10 protein-coding genes and 2 pseudogenes are annotated in these 17,361 nt (G+C 70.5%); 10 read left to right on the top strand and 2 right to left on the bottom strand.

Features of this window, described 5'->3' with window-relative positions; genetic code table 11:
• The first annotated feature begins 117 nt into the window (after positions 1 to 117).
• Positions 118 to 3,108, top strand: a complete 2,991-nt coding sequence (locus ACFWBW_RS17700; protein WP_385373386.1) for a DEAD/DEAH box helicase — start codon at positions 118 to 120, stop codon at positions 3,106 to 3,108.
• A gap of 5 nt (positions 3,109 to 3,113) precedes the next feature.
• Positions 3,114 to 4,478, top strand: a complete 1,365-nt coding sequence (locus ACFWBW_RS17695) for an SWF or SNF family helicase (protein WP_385373385.1) — start codon at positions 3,114 to 3,116, stop codon at positions 4,476 to 4,478.
• Between the two features lie 357 nt (positions 4,479 to 4,835).
• Here ACFWBW_RS17695 and ACFWBW_RS17690 read toward each other — a convergent pair.
• Positions 4,836 to 5,662: pseudogene (locus ACFWBW_RS17690) on the bottom strand (IS5 family transposase).
• 282 nt (positions 5,663 to 5,944) lie between these two features.
• On the opposite strand from ACFWBW_RS17690, the gene ACFWBW_RS17685 reads away from it, so the two are divergent.
• From ACFWBW_RS17685 to ACFWBW_RS17660, 6 genes and pseudogenes are all read left to right on the top strand, one after another.
• A complete protein-coding gene (locus ACFWBW_RS17685) occupies positions 5,945 to 6,274 on the top strand; it encodes a CU044_2847 family protein (RefSeq protein ID WP_385373383.1) in 330 nt (109 codons plus the stop codon).
• A gap of 64 nt (positions 6,275 to 6,338) precedes the next feature.
• Positions 6,339 to 10,460, top strand: coding sequence for a trypsin-like peptidase domain-containing protein (locus tag ACFWBW_RS17680; RefSeq protein ID WP_385373381.1), 4,122 nt, complete (start codon positions 6,339 to 6,341; stop codon positions 10,458 to 10,460).
• A 118-nt stretch (positions 10,461 to 10,578) separates the two neighbouring features.
• On the top strand, positions 10,579 to 11,988 hold the full coding sequence (locus ACFWBW_RS17675) for a GAF domain-containing protein (RefSeq protein WP_385373379.1): 1,410 nt from the start codon (positions 10,579 to 10,581) through the stop codon (positions 11,986 to 11,988).
• A gap of 56 nt (positions 11,989 to 12,044) precedes the next feature.
• Positions 12,045 to 13,568: an aldehyde dehydrogenase family protein gene (locus ACFWBW_RS17670; protein WP_385373377.1), complete on the top strand. Its 1,524-nt coding sequence runs from the start codon at positions 12,045 to 12,047 to the stop codon at positions 13,566 to 13,568.
• Positions 13,569 to 13,934: 366 nt separating this feature from the next.
• Positions 13,935 to 14,618 (top strand): MarR family winged helix-turn-helix transcriptional regulator, encoded by a 684-nt coding sequence (locus ACFWBW_RS17665; protein WP_385373376.1) that lies wholly within the window; start codon positions 13,935 to 13,937, stop codon positions 14,616 to 14,618.
• Positions 14,557 to 14,887: pseudogene (locus tag ACFWBW_RS17660) on the top strand (PAS domain S-box protein); the annotation flags it as partial. The gene ACFWBW_RS17665 and the pseudogene ACFWBW_RS17660, both read left to right, overlap by 62 nt.
• Before the next feature lie 141 nt (positions 14,888 to 15,028).
• Here ACFWBW_RS17660 and ACFWBW_RS17655 read toward each other — a convergent pair.
• On the bottom strand, positions 15,029 to 15,715 hold the full coding sequence (locus ACFWBW_RS17655) for a DUF6492 family protein (RefSeq protein WP_385373374.1): 687 nt from the start codon (positions 15,713 to 15,715) through the stop codon (positions 15,029 to 15,031).
• A 63-nt stretch (positions 15,716 to 15,778) separates the two neighbouring features.
• Here ACFWBW_RS17655 and ACFWBW_RS17650 point away from each other — a divergent pair, with 63 nt between their 5' ends.
• Positions 15,779 to 16,543, top strand: coding sequence for a polysaccharide pyruvyl transferase family protein (locus tag ACFWBW_RS17650; protein WP_385373467.1), 765 nt, complete (start codon positions 15,779 to 15,781; stop codon positions 16,541 to 16,543).
• On the top strand, positions 16,540 to 17,358 hold the full coding sequence (locus ACFWBW_RS17645; RefSeq protein WP_385373372.1) for an aspartyl/asparaginyl beta-hydroxylase domain-containing protein: 819 nt from the start codon (positions 16,540 to 16,542) through the stop codon (positions 17,356 to 17,358). The genes ACFWBW_RS17650 and ACFWBW_RS17645 overlap by 4 nt, the downstream gene beginning before the upstream one ends.
• Positions 17,359 to 17,361: the final 3 nt, after the last annotated feature.

Here is a 17,361-nt window from a genome sequence, read left to right as displayed (position 1 = left end):
TCGCCCGCGCGAAAGACCCGGGAAGTGACCTGGGTCACGGTGTCGCCGCGGGCGGGCACAGTCGGGGGTGGGTTAGTCTCGGCCACCCCGTATCCGGTAGTCAAGTTTGAGGAATGCGTGCTCCCGACGATCTCCGGCCTCATCCCCTGCTCCGCCGTCTTCCTCCCCGCCGAACCGGCCCGCGAAGGCCGGATCGCCTTCTGGCGGGCGGACCCGGCCGAGGGCCTCCGCCTGGACGGCCAGGGCACCGCCGAGCAGCTCACCATCGTCACGCCCGACCTGCGGCGCACCACGGTGACCGCCCTCGTCCTGCCCCTCGCCGACGCCCTGCCCCTGCTCACCCGGGTCCGGGCCGCCTCATCGGCCGGTGCCGCGCCCTTCTGGGGCGCCGCCGCCCTGCTGGCCCTGCGCTTCGCCGCCCGCGGGCTGCTGCTGCCCGGACTGAGCCCCGCCGGGTACGACGCCTGGCGGCTCGGGCCGCTGGACGCCGCCGACCTGGAAGAGGTCCGGGAGCTGGCGGCGGCCATGCCGCCCGACGCCCACTGTGTGCCCGTCGCCCCCGCCGGACCCGGCGGGGACCGCGACACTGGCGGGGACCGCGACCCCGGCGCCCCGCCGCGGCTGCCCGCCCCGGAGCCGCTGCTGCGCGCTTTCCTCGACGCCGTCGCCGACACGCTGCCCCGCTCCCCCGCCGCACCCGCCGCCGCCGGCGGCTCGGCCTTCGCCGCCCGCCCGGCCCGGCTCCACCCCGAGCTGCGCGACTGGGCCGCGGAGGTCGCGGCCGGGCACGACGCCGGGGTGCGGGTCTCGCTCCGCATCGAAGTGGACCCGGACACCGAGCCGCCGACCTTCCGCGCAGTCCTGCAGATGCACGGCCTCGCGGACGCCGCGCTCGTTGCGGACGCAGCCGACGTCTGGGCCGGCTCCGGGCCCGCCGCGGCCGCCTTCCCGCCGCGCGCCCGCCTGGACGCGCTGCGCGCCCTGCGCCGTGCCGCCCGCCTGTGGCCGCCGCTCGCGCCACTGCTCGGCGCGGCCGTCCCCGATGCGGTGAACCTCGCCGACGAGGAGGTCGCGGAGCTGCTCGGGGAGGCCTCCGAGGCCCTGGCGGCCGACGGGGTGCAGGTGCACTGGCCGCGCGGGCTCGCCCGTACGCTCACGGCGCGCGCGGTCGTGGGCCGGCCGGCCACCGGCTCCGGTCCGGCCGCCCTGGCCGGTCCGCTCTCCGCCGGCTCCGCACACCCCGTCGGCTGGCGCTACGCCCTGGGCGGCCAGGGCGATCTGACCGCCGACGAACTGGACCGGCTCGCCGAGGCGAAGCGGCCCCTGGTCCGGCTGCGCGACCAGTGGGTCCTGATCGATCCGGCCGCGGCCCGCCGGGCCCGGGCGCTCGCCCGCCAGGAGCGCGAGGTGACGGCCGCCGACGCGCTGGCCGCCGTACTGACCGGCTCGGCGGAGCTCGACGGCACGCGGTACGACGTAGAGGCCACCGGTGCGCTGGAACGGCTCCGCACGCTCCTCACCGCCGATCCCGAACGTGCGGAGCCGGAGCCGGAGCCGGACCCGGACCCGGCAGATCCCGTGCCCTCGGATCCCGGTCACTCAGATCCCGGTCACGCCGCCACGAAGCACGCCGCCCCGGAGGACACCGCCGCGCCGGCCGACGTACAGGTCCCGGCCGCCCTTCGCGCCACCCTGCGCGACTACCAGCTCCGCGGCCTGCGCTGGCTCGCCCGCCTGACCGGGCTCGGCTTCGGAGCCTGCCTCGCCGACGACATGGGTCTGGGCAAGACCGTCACACTGATCGCGCTCCACCTGCACCGCCAGGAGCACGGGCACGAGGGCCCGACCCTGGTGGTCTGCCCGGCCTCGCTGCTGGGCAACTGGCAGCGGGAGATCGAGAAGTTCGCCCCCGGCACGCCGGTGCGCCGCTTCCACGGCTCGGGCCGCGAACTGGAAGGACCGGCCGGCGGGTTCGTCCTCACCACCTACGGCACCATGCGCCTGGACGCGCCCCGACTCGCCGCCGTGCGCTGGGGCATGGTCGTCGCGGACGAGGCCCAGCACGTCAAGAACCCGCGTTCCTCGACCGCCAAGGCCCTGCGCACCATCCCCTCGGCCGCCCGCGTGGCCCTCACCGGCACCCCGGTCGAGAACAACCTCTCCGAGCTGTGGGCCGTCCTCGACTGGACCACGCCCGGCCTGCTCGGCCGTCTCGGCACCTTCCGCACGCGCTACGCCGATCCGGTCGAAAGCGGCCGCGACCCGCGGGCGGCGGCCCGACTGGGGGCGCTCGTCAGGCCGTTCCTGCTCCGCCGCAAGAAGTCCGACCCCGGAATCGCCCCCGAACTGCCGCCCAAGACCGAGACCGACCACGCCGTATCCCTGACCCGCGAACAGGCCGGGCTGTACGAGGCGGTCGTGCGCGAGACCCTCGCCGCGATCGCCGGGGCGGACGGAATGGAGCGCCGCGGGCTCGTCGTGAAACTGCTGACCTCGCTCAAGCAGATCTGCAACCACCCTGCGCAGTACACGAAGGAGCAGCCCGGTTCGAAGGAGGCGACCACCGCGGCGGCCTCCGGCAAGCTGGAACTCCTCGACGAGCTGCTCGACACGATCCTGGCCGAGGGCGGCTCCGTGCTGGTCTTCACCCAGTACGTGACGATGGCCCGCATCATCGAACGCCATCTCCTCGCGCGCGGCGTCGCGTCCCAACTGCTGCACGGGGGCACGCCGGTCCCGCGCCGCGAGGAGCTCGTGGACCGGTTCCAGGCGGGCGAGGTACCCGTGTTCCTGCTCTCCCTCAAAGCCGCCGGCACCGGCCTCAACCTCACCCGCGCCGGCCACGTCATCCACTACGACCGCTGGTGGAACCCGGCCGTCGAGCAACAGGCCACCGACCGCGCCTACCGCATCGGCCAGACCCAGCCCGTCCAGGTCCACCGCATCATCGCCGAAGGCACCGTCGAAGACCGGATCGCCGAACTCCTTCAGCGCAAACGGGCTTTGGCCGATGCCGTGCTCACGGGCGGCGAGGCCGCGCTGACCGAACTGAGCGACGCGGAGCTGGCCGAACTCGTCGCGCTCCGCCCGACCGCCTCCGGGGAGTGACACGGATGAACGCCAAGGGCCCGTACGCCAAGGACCCCTACGCGAAGGACGCGTACGCGAAGGACCCGTACGAGAAGACCTTCCCGCCGCTCCCGCCCGCCCCCGGCCGCGCCTTCGCCCGCACCTGGTGGGGTCATGCCTGGTTGCGCGCCCTGGAGGACAGCGCGCTGGACGGACAGCAGGTCAAGCAGGGCCGGCGGTACGCGCGTTCGGGCGCGGTCGGGGCCGTGTCCGTACGGCCGGGCGGGCTGACGGCCGTGGTGCGCGACCCGGACGGGACGGCGCACCGGACCGACGTGCTGGTTCAGGAGTTCACCGAAGCGGAATGGGACCGGCTGCTCGGGCTGGCAGCCGCCGAGTCCGGCCACATCGCGGCGCTGCTCGACCGGGAGGTCCCGCCGGAGCTCGCGGAGGACGCGGCGGCGGCCGGGGTGGAGCTGCTGCCCGGGATCGGCGACCTCGACCCGCGCTGCGACTGCGACGAGTGGGACCACTGCCCGCACACGGCGGCGCTCTGCTATCAGGTGGCGCGGCTGCTGGACCAGGACCCGTTCGTGCTGTTGCTGCTGCGCGGGCGTGCGGAGGCCGGCCTGGTGGCCGAGCTGGAGGAGCGCAGCACGGCGGAAGCGGAGGCTCCGCAAGGCCCCGATGACGCCGGGGTCGCCGCCTCCGAGGTCTACGCGGCGGCTGCGGCCCTGCCCCCGCTGCCCCCGCCCGCGCGGCTGCCGGACGCGCCGGGCCAGCCTCCGACGCTGGACACGGAGACGGGGACGGAGCCGCCGGGTCTGGACGTGGACGGGGTGGAGTTCCTGGCGCAGGCGGCCGCGGCGCAGGCGTACGGGCTGCTCGCGGAAGCTCTCGCTCCGGCCCACGCGGAGCGCGCCCCGCAGCCCGAGCCCACCCTCGTGCAGGATGCCGTACGGCTCACGGCGGAGGCCCATGACCTTCGGGTCCGCTCCCGCCTGTCGGCCGCTGCCGACAGGGACCGGGCCGCCATGGACCGGGCCGTACTCGCGTGGGGCTTCGGCGGGGCGCAGTCCGTCGCGGTGCTGGAGGAGGACTGGGCCCCGGACCGGGCGTCGCTCGCCCGGGCCCGGGCCGCGCTGGCGTCGGCCTGGCCCGGCGGGGCGGACACCGACACCGGCTCCGACGCCGCCGCCCCGGTGCTCCGCCGGGTCCGCGCCCGCTGGACGGAGCCGGGCGGTGACCGCCAGCTCCGTCTGGGCCGCGAGGGCCGCTGGTGGCCGTACCGCCGCGCGGCGGACCACTGGCTCCCGGCGGGCCCCTCGTCCGCAAACCCGGCGGCGGCGCTGGCCACACTGGAACCGGAGGAACCCGAGGGCCCCGAGGACGCGGAGAACACGCCCTGAGAACTCCTAACAGAATGATCAACTGCCGAACGAGGTCCTGACGCATGCCGCATCACGTCGACGTCGACGGTGAGGGGTGTTCGTGGGTAGGTGGGAGATCAGGCCGACCCGGATTTTCACCGGGCGGAAGAAGTGGCCCTTCTGCGTCTTCACCCGGGTCACGGATCCGGTCGCACTGAAGGCTCTTCACGATCACCTTCGCGAGGAACATGGGGCTCTGTGGTGGCCGGATCGGTCCTGGGAAGACATGGTTGCCGACCACTGCGCCCGGCATGATCGCGAAGGATGGGGCACGCATTCTCACAGCCACATCCCGGAGACCAGCTGGGAGTGACAGCGACAGCCGACCTCCCGCTATCAGCCTGCCTGGCCGGGCAGTGAGGCAAGGCGTCGCCGGCAGATCAGTGCACACCCCAGGCTCAGGAAGGCCTCGTGGATTCCGTCGCGGACCTCCCAGCGGATCCGTAGACGGCGGAACCAGTACAGGTGGGCAAACGTGCGCTCGACAACCCAGCGTTCGATTCCCAGCCCGGAGCGTGCTCTGTTCCCCGGCGCGCGATCAGTGGCGTGACTCCGAGATCCCAGACCAGGCGACGGTACTTATCGTGGTGGTAGCCACGGTCGGCGAGGACGACGTCAGGGCGACGCCGGGGCCGGCCTCTCGCCCCTCGCACAAATGGCACCGCTTGAAGCAGTGGGATGAGCTGGGTGACATCGTTGCGGTTGCCGCCGGTCAGCGTGGCCGCGAGCGGGATACCGGTGGCGTCGGTGATCAGCTGGTGCTTGCTGCCCGTCCTGCCCCGATCAACCGGGCTTCGTCCCGTCCTGGGTCCCCCTTCAGAGCCCGGATGGGGGAACCGTCTACCGCTGTCCGCGAGAAGTCCAGGGCATTCGCACCGCGAAGCTTGGCGAGGAGAGCTTCGTGTAGCCGCGGCCACACTTCGGCCTCGGTCGACTCCGCCAAGCGGCGCCGGCAGGTCATGCCAGAGCCGAAGCCGGGTTCCTGCGGCAGGCGTTCCCAGGGGATTCCGGTATGCAGCACGAAGCAGGATGCCCTGGAGCACCAACCGGTCCGGATGCCGCTTGCGCCCCGGATGACGGACCCGGCGCTCGACCTTGGGCAACAGCGGCTCGATCACGGCCCAGAAGTCGTCATCGACAACCCATGGCTCCGGCCGAGCCATCCCACACCCCAGATCAACCTTCCCGGAGCGATCCGACCACCTCGAAGGTCATTTCGTTACGAGTTCTCAGAGCCGTCGCGCTGCCGCTGAGCCGAGCAGCAGGACGCAGCACTTCCTCAGGCCCCCGCACGGGTGAGTTCGTTGCTCCGAATCCCAATGGGGTGGGCCATTCGCTCGACGGCAGTCGTCGATTCAAGAGCTGTTCTGTATGTTCGGAAATGCACCTTTCCCGGCATCCGGCTCGGCGCGCTGCCCGGGATGCAGATAGATGGGGGTAGGGCGTTGGCGCAGACCCTGGTACGGATTCCGCTGGAGGGCGGAGGCGCGATCCTGCTCGAAGCTGCGCCGGAGCTCGACGGACCCGTCAAGGCCGGGCGGGCCACAGACGCGGTGCGGGATCTGCCCCAAACCCTGCAGCAGGCGCTGGGGCCGGTCTCGGACATGGCCCGTGCGGCGCTGGAACAGCTGCGGAGGATCGGCCCTGACGAGGTCGAGATCGAATTCGGGGTGGATCTGTCGGCCCAGGCCGGAGCCGTCATCGCGAAGAGTGAATCCGCAGTGCACCTGAAGGTGAAGGTGCTGTGGAACGGCAAGCAGCATGACTCGGCCTGAAAGGCCGGGGAGCATGCAGGGTGCCCATGAGACGAGGTCAGGTCCGATGAGCAGTGGTCGGTCCGTGGATACTGCCTCGGTTGCCCAGGTCCTTGGCCCGGACGGCACTACGGTCGGGGCCGCGTTCCTCGTCTCCGAGGATGCTGTCATCACGTGCGCCCACGTTGTCGCCCTTGCCGGGCAAGGGCCCGGCGGGCGGGTGCGACTGGCTTTCCCCAATCTGCCAGGCTCACCACAACTGGATGGCCACGTGCTGGCGTGGCGGGCGCCAGAGGACGAGGACGTCGCCGTCCTGCACCTGGACAGAACCCCAGCAGGTGCCCGCCAGGTGAAGCTCGGGGCGGCAGCGGGATGCACGGGGCACCGCATCAGTTCCTTCGGGTTCCCCAGCCAGGCGCCCGAACGTGGGCATTTCGGCTACGGAGTGGCCGGTGACCTGCTCCCGGACCATCGGGGCACCGATGCCCTGCTGCAATTGTCTGCCGCAAACGACTTGACGACGGGCTTCAGCGGCGGGCCGGTCGTTGATGAAGCCACCGGCCTGGTGATCGGCATGGTTACTGCGATCACTGGCGCGGACCGGCAGCAGCGCGGACTGGGCATCGCCTACGCCACCCCCACCCGGGTTCTGCGTGATGTCTTCCCCGAGTTGGCCCTCCACCAGGTGTGCCCCTACCTCGGACTGGATACGTTCACGGCCGCCCACGTCGGATGGTTTCAGGGCCGAGAGGTCGCGGTGGAAGAGGCGCTGGCCGCACTGCGCGGTCAGCCACGCGTGTTGCTGCTGTTGGGACCTTCAGGAAGCGGCAAGTCCTCGCTCGCACAAGCAGGCATCCTTCCTGCCCTCAGCAAAGGCGGCCTGCCGGGCAGCGACCGATGGCTGCCACTGCTCGCCCGCCCGGGACAAGATCTGCCGGCCGAGCTGGAGCAGGCCGGACTGCCCGGATCCGCAACCGAAGGCATCGTGCCTGCGGTGCAGCACCGGCTGGCCGCAGCACCGTCCGACGCGCGGCTGGTCGTCGTCATCGACCAGTTCGAGGAGCTCCTCACCCCGCAGATCAATGCCCAGCCGCAAGAAGGCCATCTGGCCTCTGTCGAGCAGCAACTCGTGGATCTGATCGAACTGCCGGCCTCGGTGAGCATCATTCTGATCATGCGGGACGACTTCTACCCACAGCTGGCGGCCTCCGCCCCCCACCTGCTGAGAGCTGCGACCCCTGGATTGCTGAACGTCCCGGCTACCTTGAGCGTCCAGGATCTGCACGCCATCATCACCCGGCCCGCCAGCGCGGTGGGGGCTCACCTGGAAGACGGCCTGCCAGAGCGGATCATTACAGATGTTCTGGCTGCCGCGCCCTCTGTCCCGGCCAGGCAGCAGGCTCCGGTCACTCTCTTGCCGCCGCTGCAACTGGCCTTGAGCCAGCTGTGGGAACGCCGACAGGACGGTCGGCTGACCCACCAAGCCTACGACCAGATCGGCGGCATCAGCGGCAGCCTCGCCACATGGTGCAATACCGCGCTCAACCAGCTGCCTGTCGAACAACGTTCCGCCGCCCAGCGGATCCTGACCGCCCTGGTACGGCCCGCCGACGACGCTCACGCCACTCCCGCGACCCGCCGGCACGTGCCCCTGGCGGACTTGCGCTCCCTGTCCCTGGACCTCGTGACGCCCGACGAGCATGCTGACGAGGTCTTCGATTCGGTGCTGGCTGCCCTGACCCGCTACCGCATCATCGCAACCAGGGCTGCACCCAAGTCCGATGGCACGCCCGGCCAGGCGACCGCCGAACTCATTCACGACGCCCTCATCCGCGATTGGAGCGACCTGCGCGATTGGGTTGCGGCCGATCACCAGTTCCATGCCTGGCTCCACCGTGCCGGTGAGCAGCAGGTGTGGTTCAACGCAACCGGCGACCCCGGTGATCTACTGGATGGGACCGACCTTGCCGAAGGCATCGCCTGGTCTCGTCAGCGCGGACTGCCACGAGAGATCGCCGTGTTCCTGACCGCCAGCCGCCAGCGGCAGCAAGCGACAATCCGACGCACCAGGCGCATCAACGCTGCTCTGGCCTGCATGCTAACTCTGGCCCTGGTCGCCGGCGGGTACGCGTTCTGGCAGCAACACAAGGCCGTCTTCGCACAGGCTGTGGCCGAGTCCCGGCAACTGGCAACCCAATCCACCGCACTAATGGAGACCGACCCCGACCTTGCCTCGCTGCTAGCCGTCCAAGCCCACCACACCAGCGCGACACATGAGGCCAAGGCCACTCTCTACACGGCCGCCGCACTGCCTGTCCGGCACGTCTTCACCGGTCACTCCGACGCCGTTTCCTCGGTGGTGTACAGCCATGACGGTCACACCCTCGTTACCTCAAGCCATGACGAGACCGTACGAGCGTGGGACGCGGACACGGACGCGGACGCGGACACGGGCAAGGTCAAGTACACCCTCGACAAGCAGTCCGAACACGGTGATGCCGTGGCGCTGAGTTCTGACGGCCTCACGCTCGCCACCTCCAGCGGCGACAAGACCGTACGGCTGCGCGATGCGGCTACAGGAGGGGTCAAGCACACCATCGCCGACCAGCCCGAGTTCGGCGTCAGACTGGCGTTCAGTCCTGATGGCCGCACGCTTGCCGTCGGAGGTAACAAGACCGTACAGCTATGGAACGTCTCTACTCGGGAACTGAGCAAGACCCTGACCGGCCTTAGCGATGACGCCCACTCACTAGCCTTCAGCCCCGATGGCCGGACTCTGGCCACCGGAGACAGCTTCACGGTGCAGTTGTGGGACATCGCCGGCGAAAAGAAGCTTCGCGCGCTCTCCGGCAGGTTTTCCCAGGCAGGTTCGATCATGTTCAGCCCCGATGGCAGGACTCTGGCCACCGGTGACCGTTTGAAGGTGCAGTTGTGGGACACCGACAGCGGAAAGAGCGTACGCACACTCATCCCGGAGACCATGGGTGCCACTTCAGTCGCATACAGCGTTGACGGACGCACCCTGGCCACCGGCGGCTACGACGGCAAGGTGAGGTTGTGGGATGTGTCCACCGGAGAGTCCCGCGACACACTCGTCGGCCATACAGGACCGGTGTACTCACTGGCGTTCAGCCGTGACCGGCGCTCTCTCGCCACCGCCAGCGGCGACAAAACCGTACGAATCTGGGATGCCGCCAGCAGCAACGCCCGCCGCACCATCGCACGCCCGTATCCGCCCCCTGTAGCACTCAGCCCTGGCGGCGAATCCCTCGCCATCAGCGATCTCACCACTGTGCGGCAATGGGATACCGATACCGGAGAAATGCGCGGCAGATCTCTCCATCACACTATGGATGTCGCATCGATGGCATTCAGTTCCAGCGGCCAAACTCTTGCGGTCGGAGCGGATCCCCCGCTATCCGGCCAAGAGGCAACAACTCTGCGACTGTGGAATGTCAACACAGGTGAAACGCACGACATGATGACCGGTGACACCGATTTCGCTACCGCAGTGGCATTCAGTCCGGACGGCCACACCCTTGCCACAGGCAGCACTAAAGGTGTCCGGCTATGGAATACCGAAGACCGTAAGATCCGCCACATTCTCCCAGACAACGCCTTTTCTCCTGACATGCTGGCTTTCAGCCCTGACAGCCACACCCTTGTCACCGGCAGCACCTACAGCAACCTCCAGCTGTGGGATACCGATACAGGTGAAGCCGTCCGGGTCTTCGCCGGCCATACCGACTCCGCGAAATCGGTGGCTTTCAGTCCTGACGGTCAGACCATCGCGAGCGGTGGCCGTGACGCGACGGTGCGCCTGTGGGATGTCGACACAGGCAAGGCTCGACGGATCTTCACTGGCCACAACGGCCCTGTGGAGTCGGTGGCTTTCAGTCCTGACGGTCGCACCATCGCGAGCGGTGGCCATGACGCGACGGTGCGCCTGTGGGATGTCGACACAGGCAAGGCTCGACGGATCTTCACTCGGCATACCGGACCCGTGGACTCGGTGGCTTTCAGCCGTGACGGTCACACACTCGCCACCAGCGCCTCTGACAAGACCGTGCGCCTGTGGGACATCCAGCTGCCCACCCCGGAGGAAGCGATCAGCATGGTCTGCCGGGCCTTCCACCGAAACTTCACGCAACTGGAGCGGTCCCTGTACCTGCCCGACCCCGAATCTGGCCCAGTGTGCCCGCTGTGACTGACCGACGGGGACCGGCCTGTGTGCGGCCCGCACTGGCCGACGTACCGCTTGCCGGGGCGGCGGGCCGGTACGACGATGGGGCGCTCCGGGTACCAAGGCACCGCGAGAGGGCGACATGGACGATCCTTCGGTGGCGCTGCCGGGCGGGGCCGACCCCGCCGAGCGGACGCGGGAACTACGGCGGGCCCACGCCGCGTTCACCCAGGACGGGCGGGTCGAGGCCCCGGTGCGGGCGGTCATCGCGAGGTCCTGGCGCCGCTGCGCCCGAGCCCGGGTCAGCCCGGAGTGCGTGCCCCGGGTGGAGCTGGCCGGGGCGGAACTGCGGTCGTACCGCGAGCAGCACCCGCTGGCCCGGGTGCTCCCGCTGTTCCGGGACCTCGTGGGGGCCTTCGCCTCGGACGGGGCCCATCTGCTGGCGGTGTGCGACGCGCGGGGCAGCCTGCTCTGGGTGGAGGGCGAACCCGCCACGATGCGGCGTGCGGAGGGCCTCGGCTTCGTGCCCGGTGCCCGCTGGGCGGAGACGGCGATGGGCACCAACGCCCCCGGCACGGCGGTGGCGGTCGGGGAGCCGGTCCAGGTCTTCGGCGCCGAGCACTTCAGCCGCCGGGTGCACCCGTGGACCTGTGCGGCGGCTCCGGTCCGTGATCCGCGCACCGGAAGGCTGCTCGGCGCCGTCGATGTCACCGGGGGCGACTGGCTGGCCCATCCGCATTCCCTGGCCTTCGTGCGGGCGGTGGCGTACGCGGCGGAGGCCCGGCTCGCGTTGCTGGATCCGGCGCCACAGGCCCCCGGGGACTGCCTCACCGCGCTCGGCCGGGACGAGGCGCTGCTGACCGGCGGTGGCCGTGAGGTCCGGCTCGGGCGGCGGCACAGCGAGATCATGGCACTGCTCGCGCACCATCCGGAGGGGCTGTCGGGGGAGGAACTGGCGATCGCCCTGTACGAGGACGAGTCGGTGTCGCCGGTGACCCTGCGCGCCGAAATGTCACGGCTGCGCGGCCTGTTGGGGCCACTGGCCCCGCTCTCCCGCCCCTACCGCACGGCCACGCCGGTGGAGGCCGATTTCACCGCCGTCACCCGCCACCTGGCCTCGGGCGCCGTCTCGGCGGCGCTGGCCCGCTACCCGGGTCCGCTGCTGCCCGCCTCCACGGCGCCCGGCGTCGTCCGGCTCCGGCGCCGCATCGAGGAGCAGGCGCGGGCCGCCGTGATCGCACGGGCCGACCCGGGGCTGCTGACCGACTGGGTGTGCAGCCCGTGGGGCGCGGAGGACGCCGAAGTCTGGCGGGCCCTGGCGGCCGTACTCCCGGCAGCCGGCCGGACGGCCGCGCTGGACCGCGTACGGGCCCTCGACGCGGAACTCGGCCTGCCTCCACAGGACGTGCCGGGCGCCAGGCGGGGTAGCAGCACGCCGCAGGCCACGGCCACACCGGCGAGCACCGCCACACCAGGGAGGACCACCGCACCACCTCCCGCAGCCCGTTCGCCGCGCGGCCGTGCAACGTACCGGCAACCTGCCCGCCCCTAGCCTCACGGCGAGCACCGGCCGACGGCGGCCGGTGCCCGGCAAGGGGAGGACCATCCATGGCCCGTTACGCTGCGCCCGGTACCGAAGGCGCGCTCATGTCGTACGCGTCCCGCTACGGCCACTTCATCGGGGGCGAACACGTCGAGCCCGCCCTCGGAAGGTACTTCGCCAACCCCTCCCCCGTGACCGGCGAGACCTTCACCGAGGTCGCGCGCGGTACGGCGGAGGACGTCGAGCGCGCACTGGACGCGGCGCACGCCGCGGCGCCCGCGTGGGGACGCACATCGATCACCGAGCGTTCCACGATCCTGCTGCGCATCGCGGACCGGATGGAGCAGAACCTGGAGGCGCTCGCGGTCGCCGAGACCTGGGAGAACGGCAAGCCGATCCGCGAGACCCTGGCCGCCGACATGCCGCTCGCCGTCGACCAGTTCCGCTACTTCGCGGGCGCGTTGCGCGCACAGGAGGGGGCCCTCAGCCAGATCGACGAGGACACGGTCGCCTATCACTTCCACGAGCCGCTGGGCGTGGTCGCCCAGATCATCCCGTGGAACTTCCCCATCCTGATGGCCGTGTGGAAACTGGCCCCGGCCCTGGCCGCGGGCAACACGGTGGTGCTGAAGCCGGCCGAGCAGACACCGGTGTCGGTGCACTACCTGATGAGCCTGATCGGCGACCTGCTGCCGCCGGGCGTGGTGAACATCGTGAACGGCTTCGGCGAGGAGGCGGGCAAGCCACTCGCGTCCAGCCCGCGCGTGGCGAAGGTGGCCTTCACCGGCGAGACCTCCACCGGGCGACTGATCATGCAGTACGCGGCGGAGCATCTCAAGCCGGTCACACTGGAGTTGGGCGGCAAGAGCCCCAACCTCTTCTTCGACGACATCTGGACCGCCGACGACGACCTGCGGGACAAGGCCCTCGAAGGCTTCACGATGTTCGCCCTCAACCAGGGCGAGGTGTGCACCAGCCCCTCCCGCGCCCTGATCGAGCGCGGCCGCTACGGCGACTTCCTCGACGCGGCCGTGGCCCGCACCGAACTGATCGTGCCGGGGCACCCGTTGGACACGGACACCATGATCGGCGCGCAGGCCTCGGCGGAGCAGTTGAAGAAGGTGCTGTCGTACGTGGAGATCGGACAGCAGGAGGGCGCGAAGATCCTGACCGGCGGGCAGCGCGTGGAGCACGGCGGCGAACTCGCGGGCGGCTTCTACGTCCAGCCGACCATCTTCGAGGGCGACAACCGCATGCGGATCTTCCAGGAGGAGATCTTCGGCCCGGTGGTGTCGGTGACCTCGTTCCAGGACTTCGACGACGCCGTGCGCATCGCGAACGACACGGCGTACGGCCTGGGCGCCGGCGTCTGGACCCGCGACATCAACACGGCCTACCGCGCGGGCCGCGCGATCCAGGCGGGCCGCGTCTGGACGAACTGCTACCACGCCTACCCCGCCCACGCGGCTTTCGGCGGCTACAAGCAGTCGGGCATCGGCCGCGAGACCCACAAGATGATGCTGGAGCACTACCAGCAGACGAAGAACCTTTTAGTGAGCTATTCCCCCAAGAAGATCGGCTTCTTCTAGAAGTTGAGCACGGTGTCTGACCTGCACAAACGACCGGTCAGACGCCGTGCCCTGGTCTCGGGACAGCTGCCGAAGTCGCGTGATTCCAGGGTTCGCTTGCCTCTGAAATCCCACTTCGTAGAGAAGATCCGGACCATTCACGGACCAGCGCGATCGCCGGTCGACCGCGCATACCAGCAGACAGTGGACGTCTTCGCCGCCCATAGCCGGGAATTGAGAGCCAGCGGACGCAGCGGTCCGTCCTTCAGCCGGTCGGCGAGGGCTGCGTGGTTGCGGGGGACCGACCAGTCGCCGGGTGTGGGGCTCGTTCTGCCTCCCTGCCGCGGACCGGCGCCCTCGCCCCGTCGTAGTCCTCGGGCAGGGGCCATGTCGTCAATCGGTTCACGCTCATGGTCAGCGTCGGCGACGAAGCCCCTGGTGCGCAGCACGGACCGGGCGAAGAGCAGGGCGGCCGCGGCCTTGGGGGCCGACGCGACCGACACCGATCCGCCGACGGTGCCACAGCTGCCGCCCGACCTGGCGGCGCAGGAGCTGCCCGGGAACCCGGGAGACCCGTCCGACCTGGACCGGCGCCTCGCCTCGGCACTCGAGCGCGCGGGCCACGCACTGCGCACGCTGATCTGGACCCAGGCCACCGCCCACGGGCTCAGCCCCATCCAGGTCCAACTCCTCCTGCGCCTGTGGGTTGATCCTCCCGAGCGACGCAGAGTCGGCACGCTGCCAGCCGAGTTCGACCTCTCTGCCGCCACCGTCAGCGAGGCCCTGGCAGCCCTGCGCCGCAAGGGCCTCGTCGAAGAGCAGCCCGTTCCCGGCGACAAACGCGGTCATGTGCGTCCTGCTCGACGCCCCCATCGGCGACCCCGAACTACGCGTGGACTGCGCCGAACACCAGCCGATCATGGGTGCACGCGAGTCGCTCGCGGGGCCGGAGAGGGCCCGAGGGGCGGGGACGTCGCCGCCGCCGGGTGGGCTGCTCGATCTGATCAGTGTGGCCGCGGTCGTGCTGGATGTCCGTGGGCGGATCGTGTTCTGGAGCCCGCAGGCCGATGAGGTATGCGGGTGCGGCCGAGGAGGCTCTGGGCCAGTACGCCCCGCACCTGCTGGTCCGCGAGGAGCACCAGGACCTCGTGGTCAGGCTGTTCGCCGAGGTGTTGAGCACCGGGGCGAGCTGGGCCGGCGCGTTCCCGATCCGGTACAGGGATGGCAGCACGCGTCTGGTGGAGTTCCACAACATGCGGCTGCTGGACGTCCTCGGCGACATCTACGCCCTGGGCATCGCCGCCGATCCGAGCACGTTGGCGCGGGCGGCGCGGCACGTCCAGCCGGGCGCCGCGCCACCAGACGGGTTCGAGCGCGTTGCGGCCGTCAGGATCAGGCGGTCCGTCACCAAGGAGCCCAGCTCGGCCACTCGAGGTCGCGGAACAACAGCCGCTCGGCTACTCGACGGCACATGCGCACCCTTACTCAGACCGTACCGGGCCGGTCGAACCGGTAACGATCCGATTCAGCTCCCGCCGAAGTCCGGCGTCGATGCCGCCTCTGCTCCAGTACCACCCGCACAACCGCGGAACCACTGCCGTGTCCGCGTCGTACCAGGCGAAAGAGGTGCGGTGAGTGGAGTAGGCGTGGGATCCGAGGACGTTGAACTCGGAGAAGCCCCGAGGCGGCTGCCCCGCCACGTAGCGGTCCAGCGGGATTCCGTGCTGCTCCAGAGACAGGGCGCGCACCTCCGGGTACAGCCGGCGTGGGTAGGTGAAGGGCGGCTGCTGCATGAAGTCGTACGCGACCGGCCGGCCCAGGAACTCCTCCGTCGAGGCGAGCCAGGGCCGGTGTCGGCCGAGCTGGGAGATCTCCCGGCGGACGATCCAGGGGCGGCCGTCGTCCAGCAGATCGGCGGGCGAGACGGGGCGGGTGAAGATGACGTCCGAGTCGACGTGGCAGATGAGGTCGGCGTCGGTGAACTCGTCCGCGTACAGCTTGCTCACCTGCTGCCCCAGGTAATCGTCCCGGTAGTTGGGGCAGACCTCCAGTCGGACGTCACCGCCGACCGCCCGGCGTACGGCGGCCGATCCGGTGCGCGGAGTGACCACGACCACTTCGGCGAACCCGTGGCACCACTTCTCGATGGCCGCCAGCGCATAGCCCAACCAGGCGACATCCCGGTGGTAGGTGCGAATGAAAAGAGCGGTCCGCTCGCTACAGTGGGTGACGTGGTCGAGTCCGTACCCGCCTTCTGGTGCCGGGCGCCCAGCCAGGGCAACGTCGGTGACCGGCTCACTCCCTGGCTGATCCGCCAGATCTCCGGAGCCCCGGCCCGGTGGGTCGCTCCGCATGCCCCGGGCCGCAAGCACTTCGTCACGGGCAGCGTGGTCGCTCTCGCGGGGCCGGGTTCCGTGGTGTGGGGAGCCGGCGTGATGGAGGCCGGTGAGTACATCGACCCGCGGGCCGAACTGCTCGCCGTCCGGGGTCCGCTCACCCGGGAGGCGGCCCTGCGATCGGGCGCGCCCTGCCACCCGGTCTACGGTGACCCCGCTCTGCTGGTACCGAGATACCTGCCCCGTCGTCCCTGCACTACGGGTGGACGGCTCTCGGTCGTCCCGCACTTCGCCGACAAGGCCCAGGCCCGGCGCGGCGTTCCGGAGGGCTGGCAGACCATCGACGTGCAGCAGAGCGTCGAAGACTTCGTCGAGCAGCTGATGGGCGCCTCGCTGGTCGCCTCGTCGAGCCTGCACGGCATCGTGCTCAGCCACGCCTACGGGATTCCCGCCGTCTGGATCAGGTACCGGGATCTGCCCAGCGGCGACGGCAGCAAGTTCCACGACTACTTCCTCTCTGTCGGGGTGCCGGTGCCGCCCCCGATGTCCGTCGGTCGCGCCGGAGCGGGCCTGGACGCGGTCGCGCTCGGCGATTTCGCGACGCTCCCGGCAGACCTTCCCGACCTCGACCTGCTCCTGGAGAGGTGTCCCTTCCGTTGACCGATCAGGAACAGAATCACGATCAGGATCCGCGGTTCCTCCTCCACGGCATCCGCGACGCGAACTACCACCGCCCCGGCATCCGCTGTCTGCGGCTGTTCTCCGCGGATGCCCCGACGAGGAAGGCACTCTCGGCGGAGGTGGAGCGGTTGCGCACCCGGCACAGTCCCTCGCTGGCGAGTGCTCAGGGCCACGTGACGGCGTGGGCCGGTCCTCGCGGCCTCGTGGAGCAGTTCAGTCTGCTCAACGCGTCGGGGCGGTGTGACGACTTCTCCCGGGACCACGACCTCTCCTGTTTCGGTAAGCGCTTCCACCACGGCACGCACTACCCCGTGTTGGCCGCACTGGTCGGGGCACTGCCCCACCTGGTCAATTTCCGGATCAACGTGCTCGGCGCGGGTGCTTCGCTCGCGCCGCACGAGGAGCACAGCGTCGTGCGGTCGCGGACCGGCACCCCGGGCGTACGGGCCCGCTTCCACCTGCCGCTGGTCACCAATCCGGGGGCGACGCTGCTGCTCGGGGGCGATGTCCACCACCTGGAAGCCGGCACTGTCTACCTGGTCAACCACGGCTGCGTGCACGCGGCCGAGAACGCCGGGGCCACGGACCGGATCCACCTCGTGTGGGACATGCTGCTGACCGCCGCCGCGAACGAGGCGATGTTCGGGACGGGAGCGGCGCCCGACGGTTTCACCCGTGCGCGGGTGCGCGCCGTACGTCCCACAGGCCGGCGCGTGGTCGGCCGGTGGGAACGTATCGCGCCGCAGGTCCAAGAGGCCGAGGCCCGCCATATCGACTTCCTGGAGCCGCAGTAGCCG

Source organism: Streptomyces sp. NPDC059957, from assembly GCF_042730015.1.
Lineage (GTDB): Bacteria > Actinomycetota > Actinomycetes > Streptomycetales > Streptomycetaceae > Streptomyces.
This window is presented reverse-complemented; position numbering and strand designations above follow the sequence as displayed.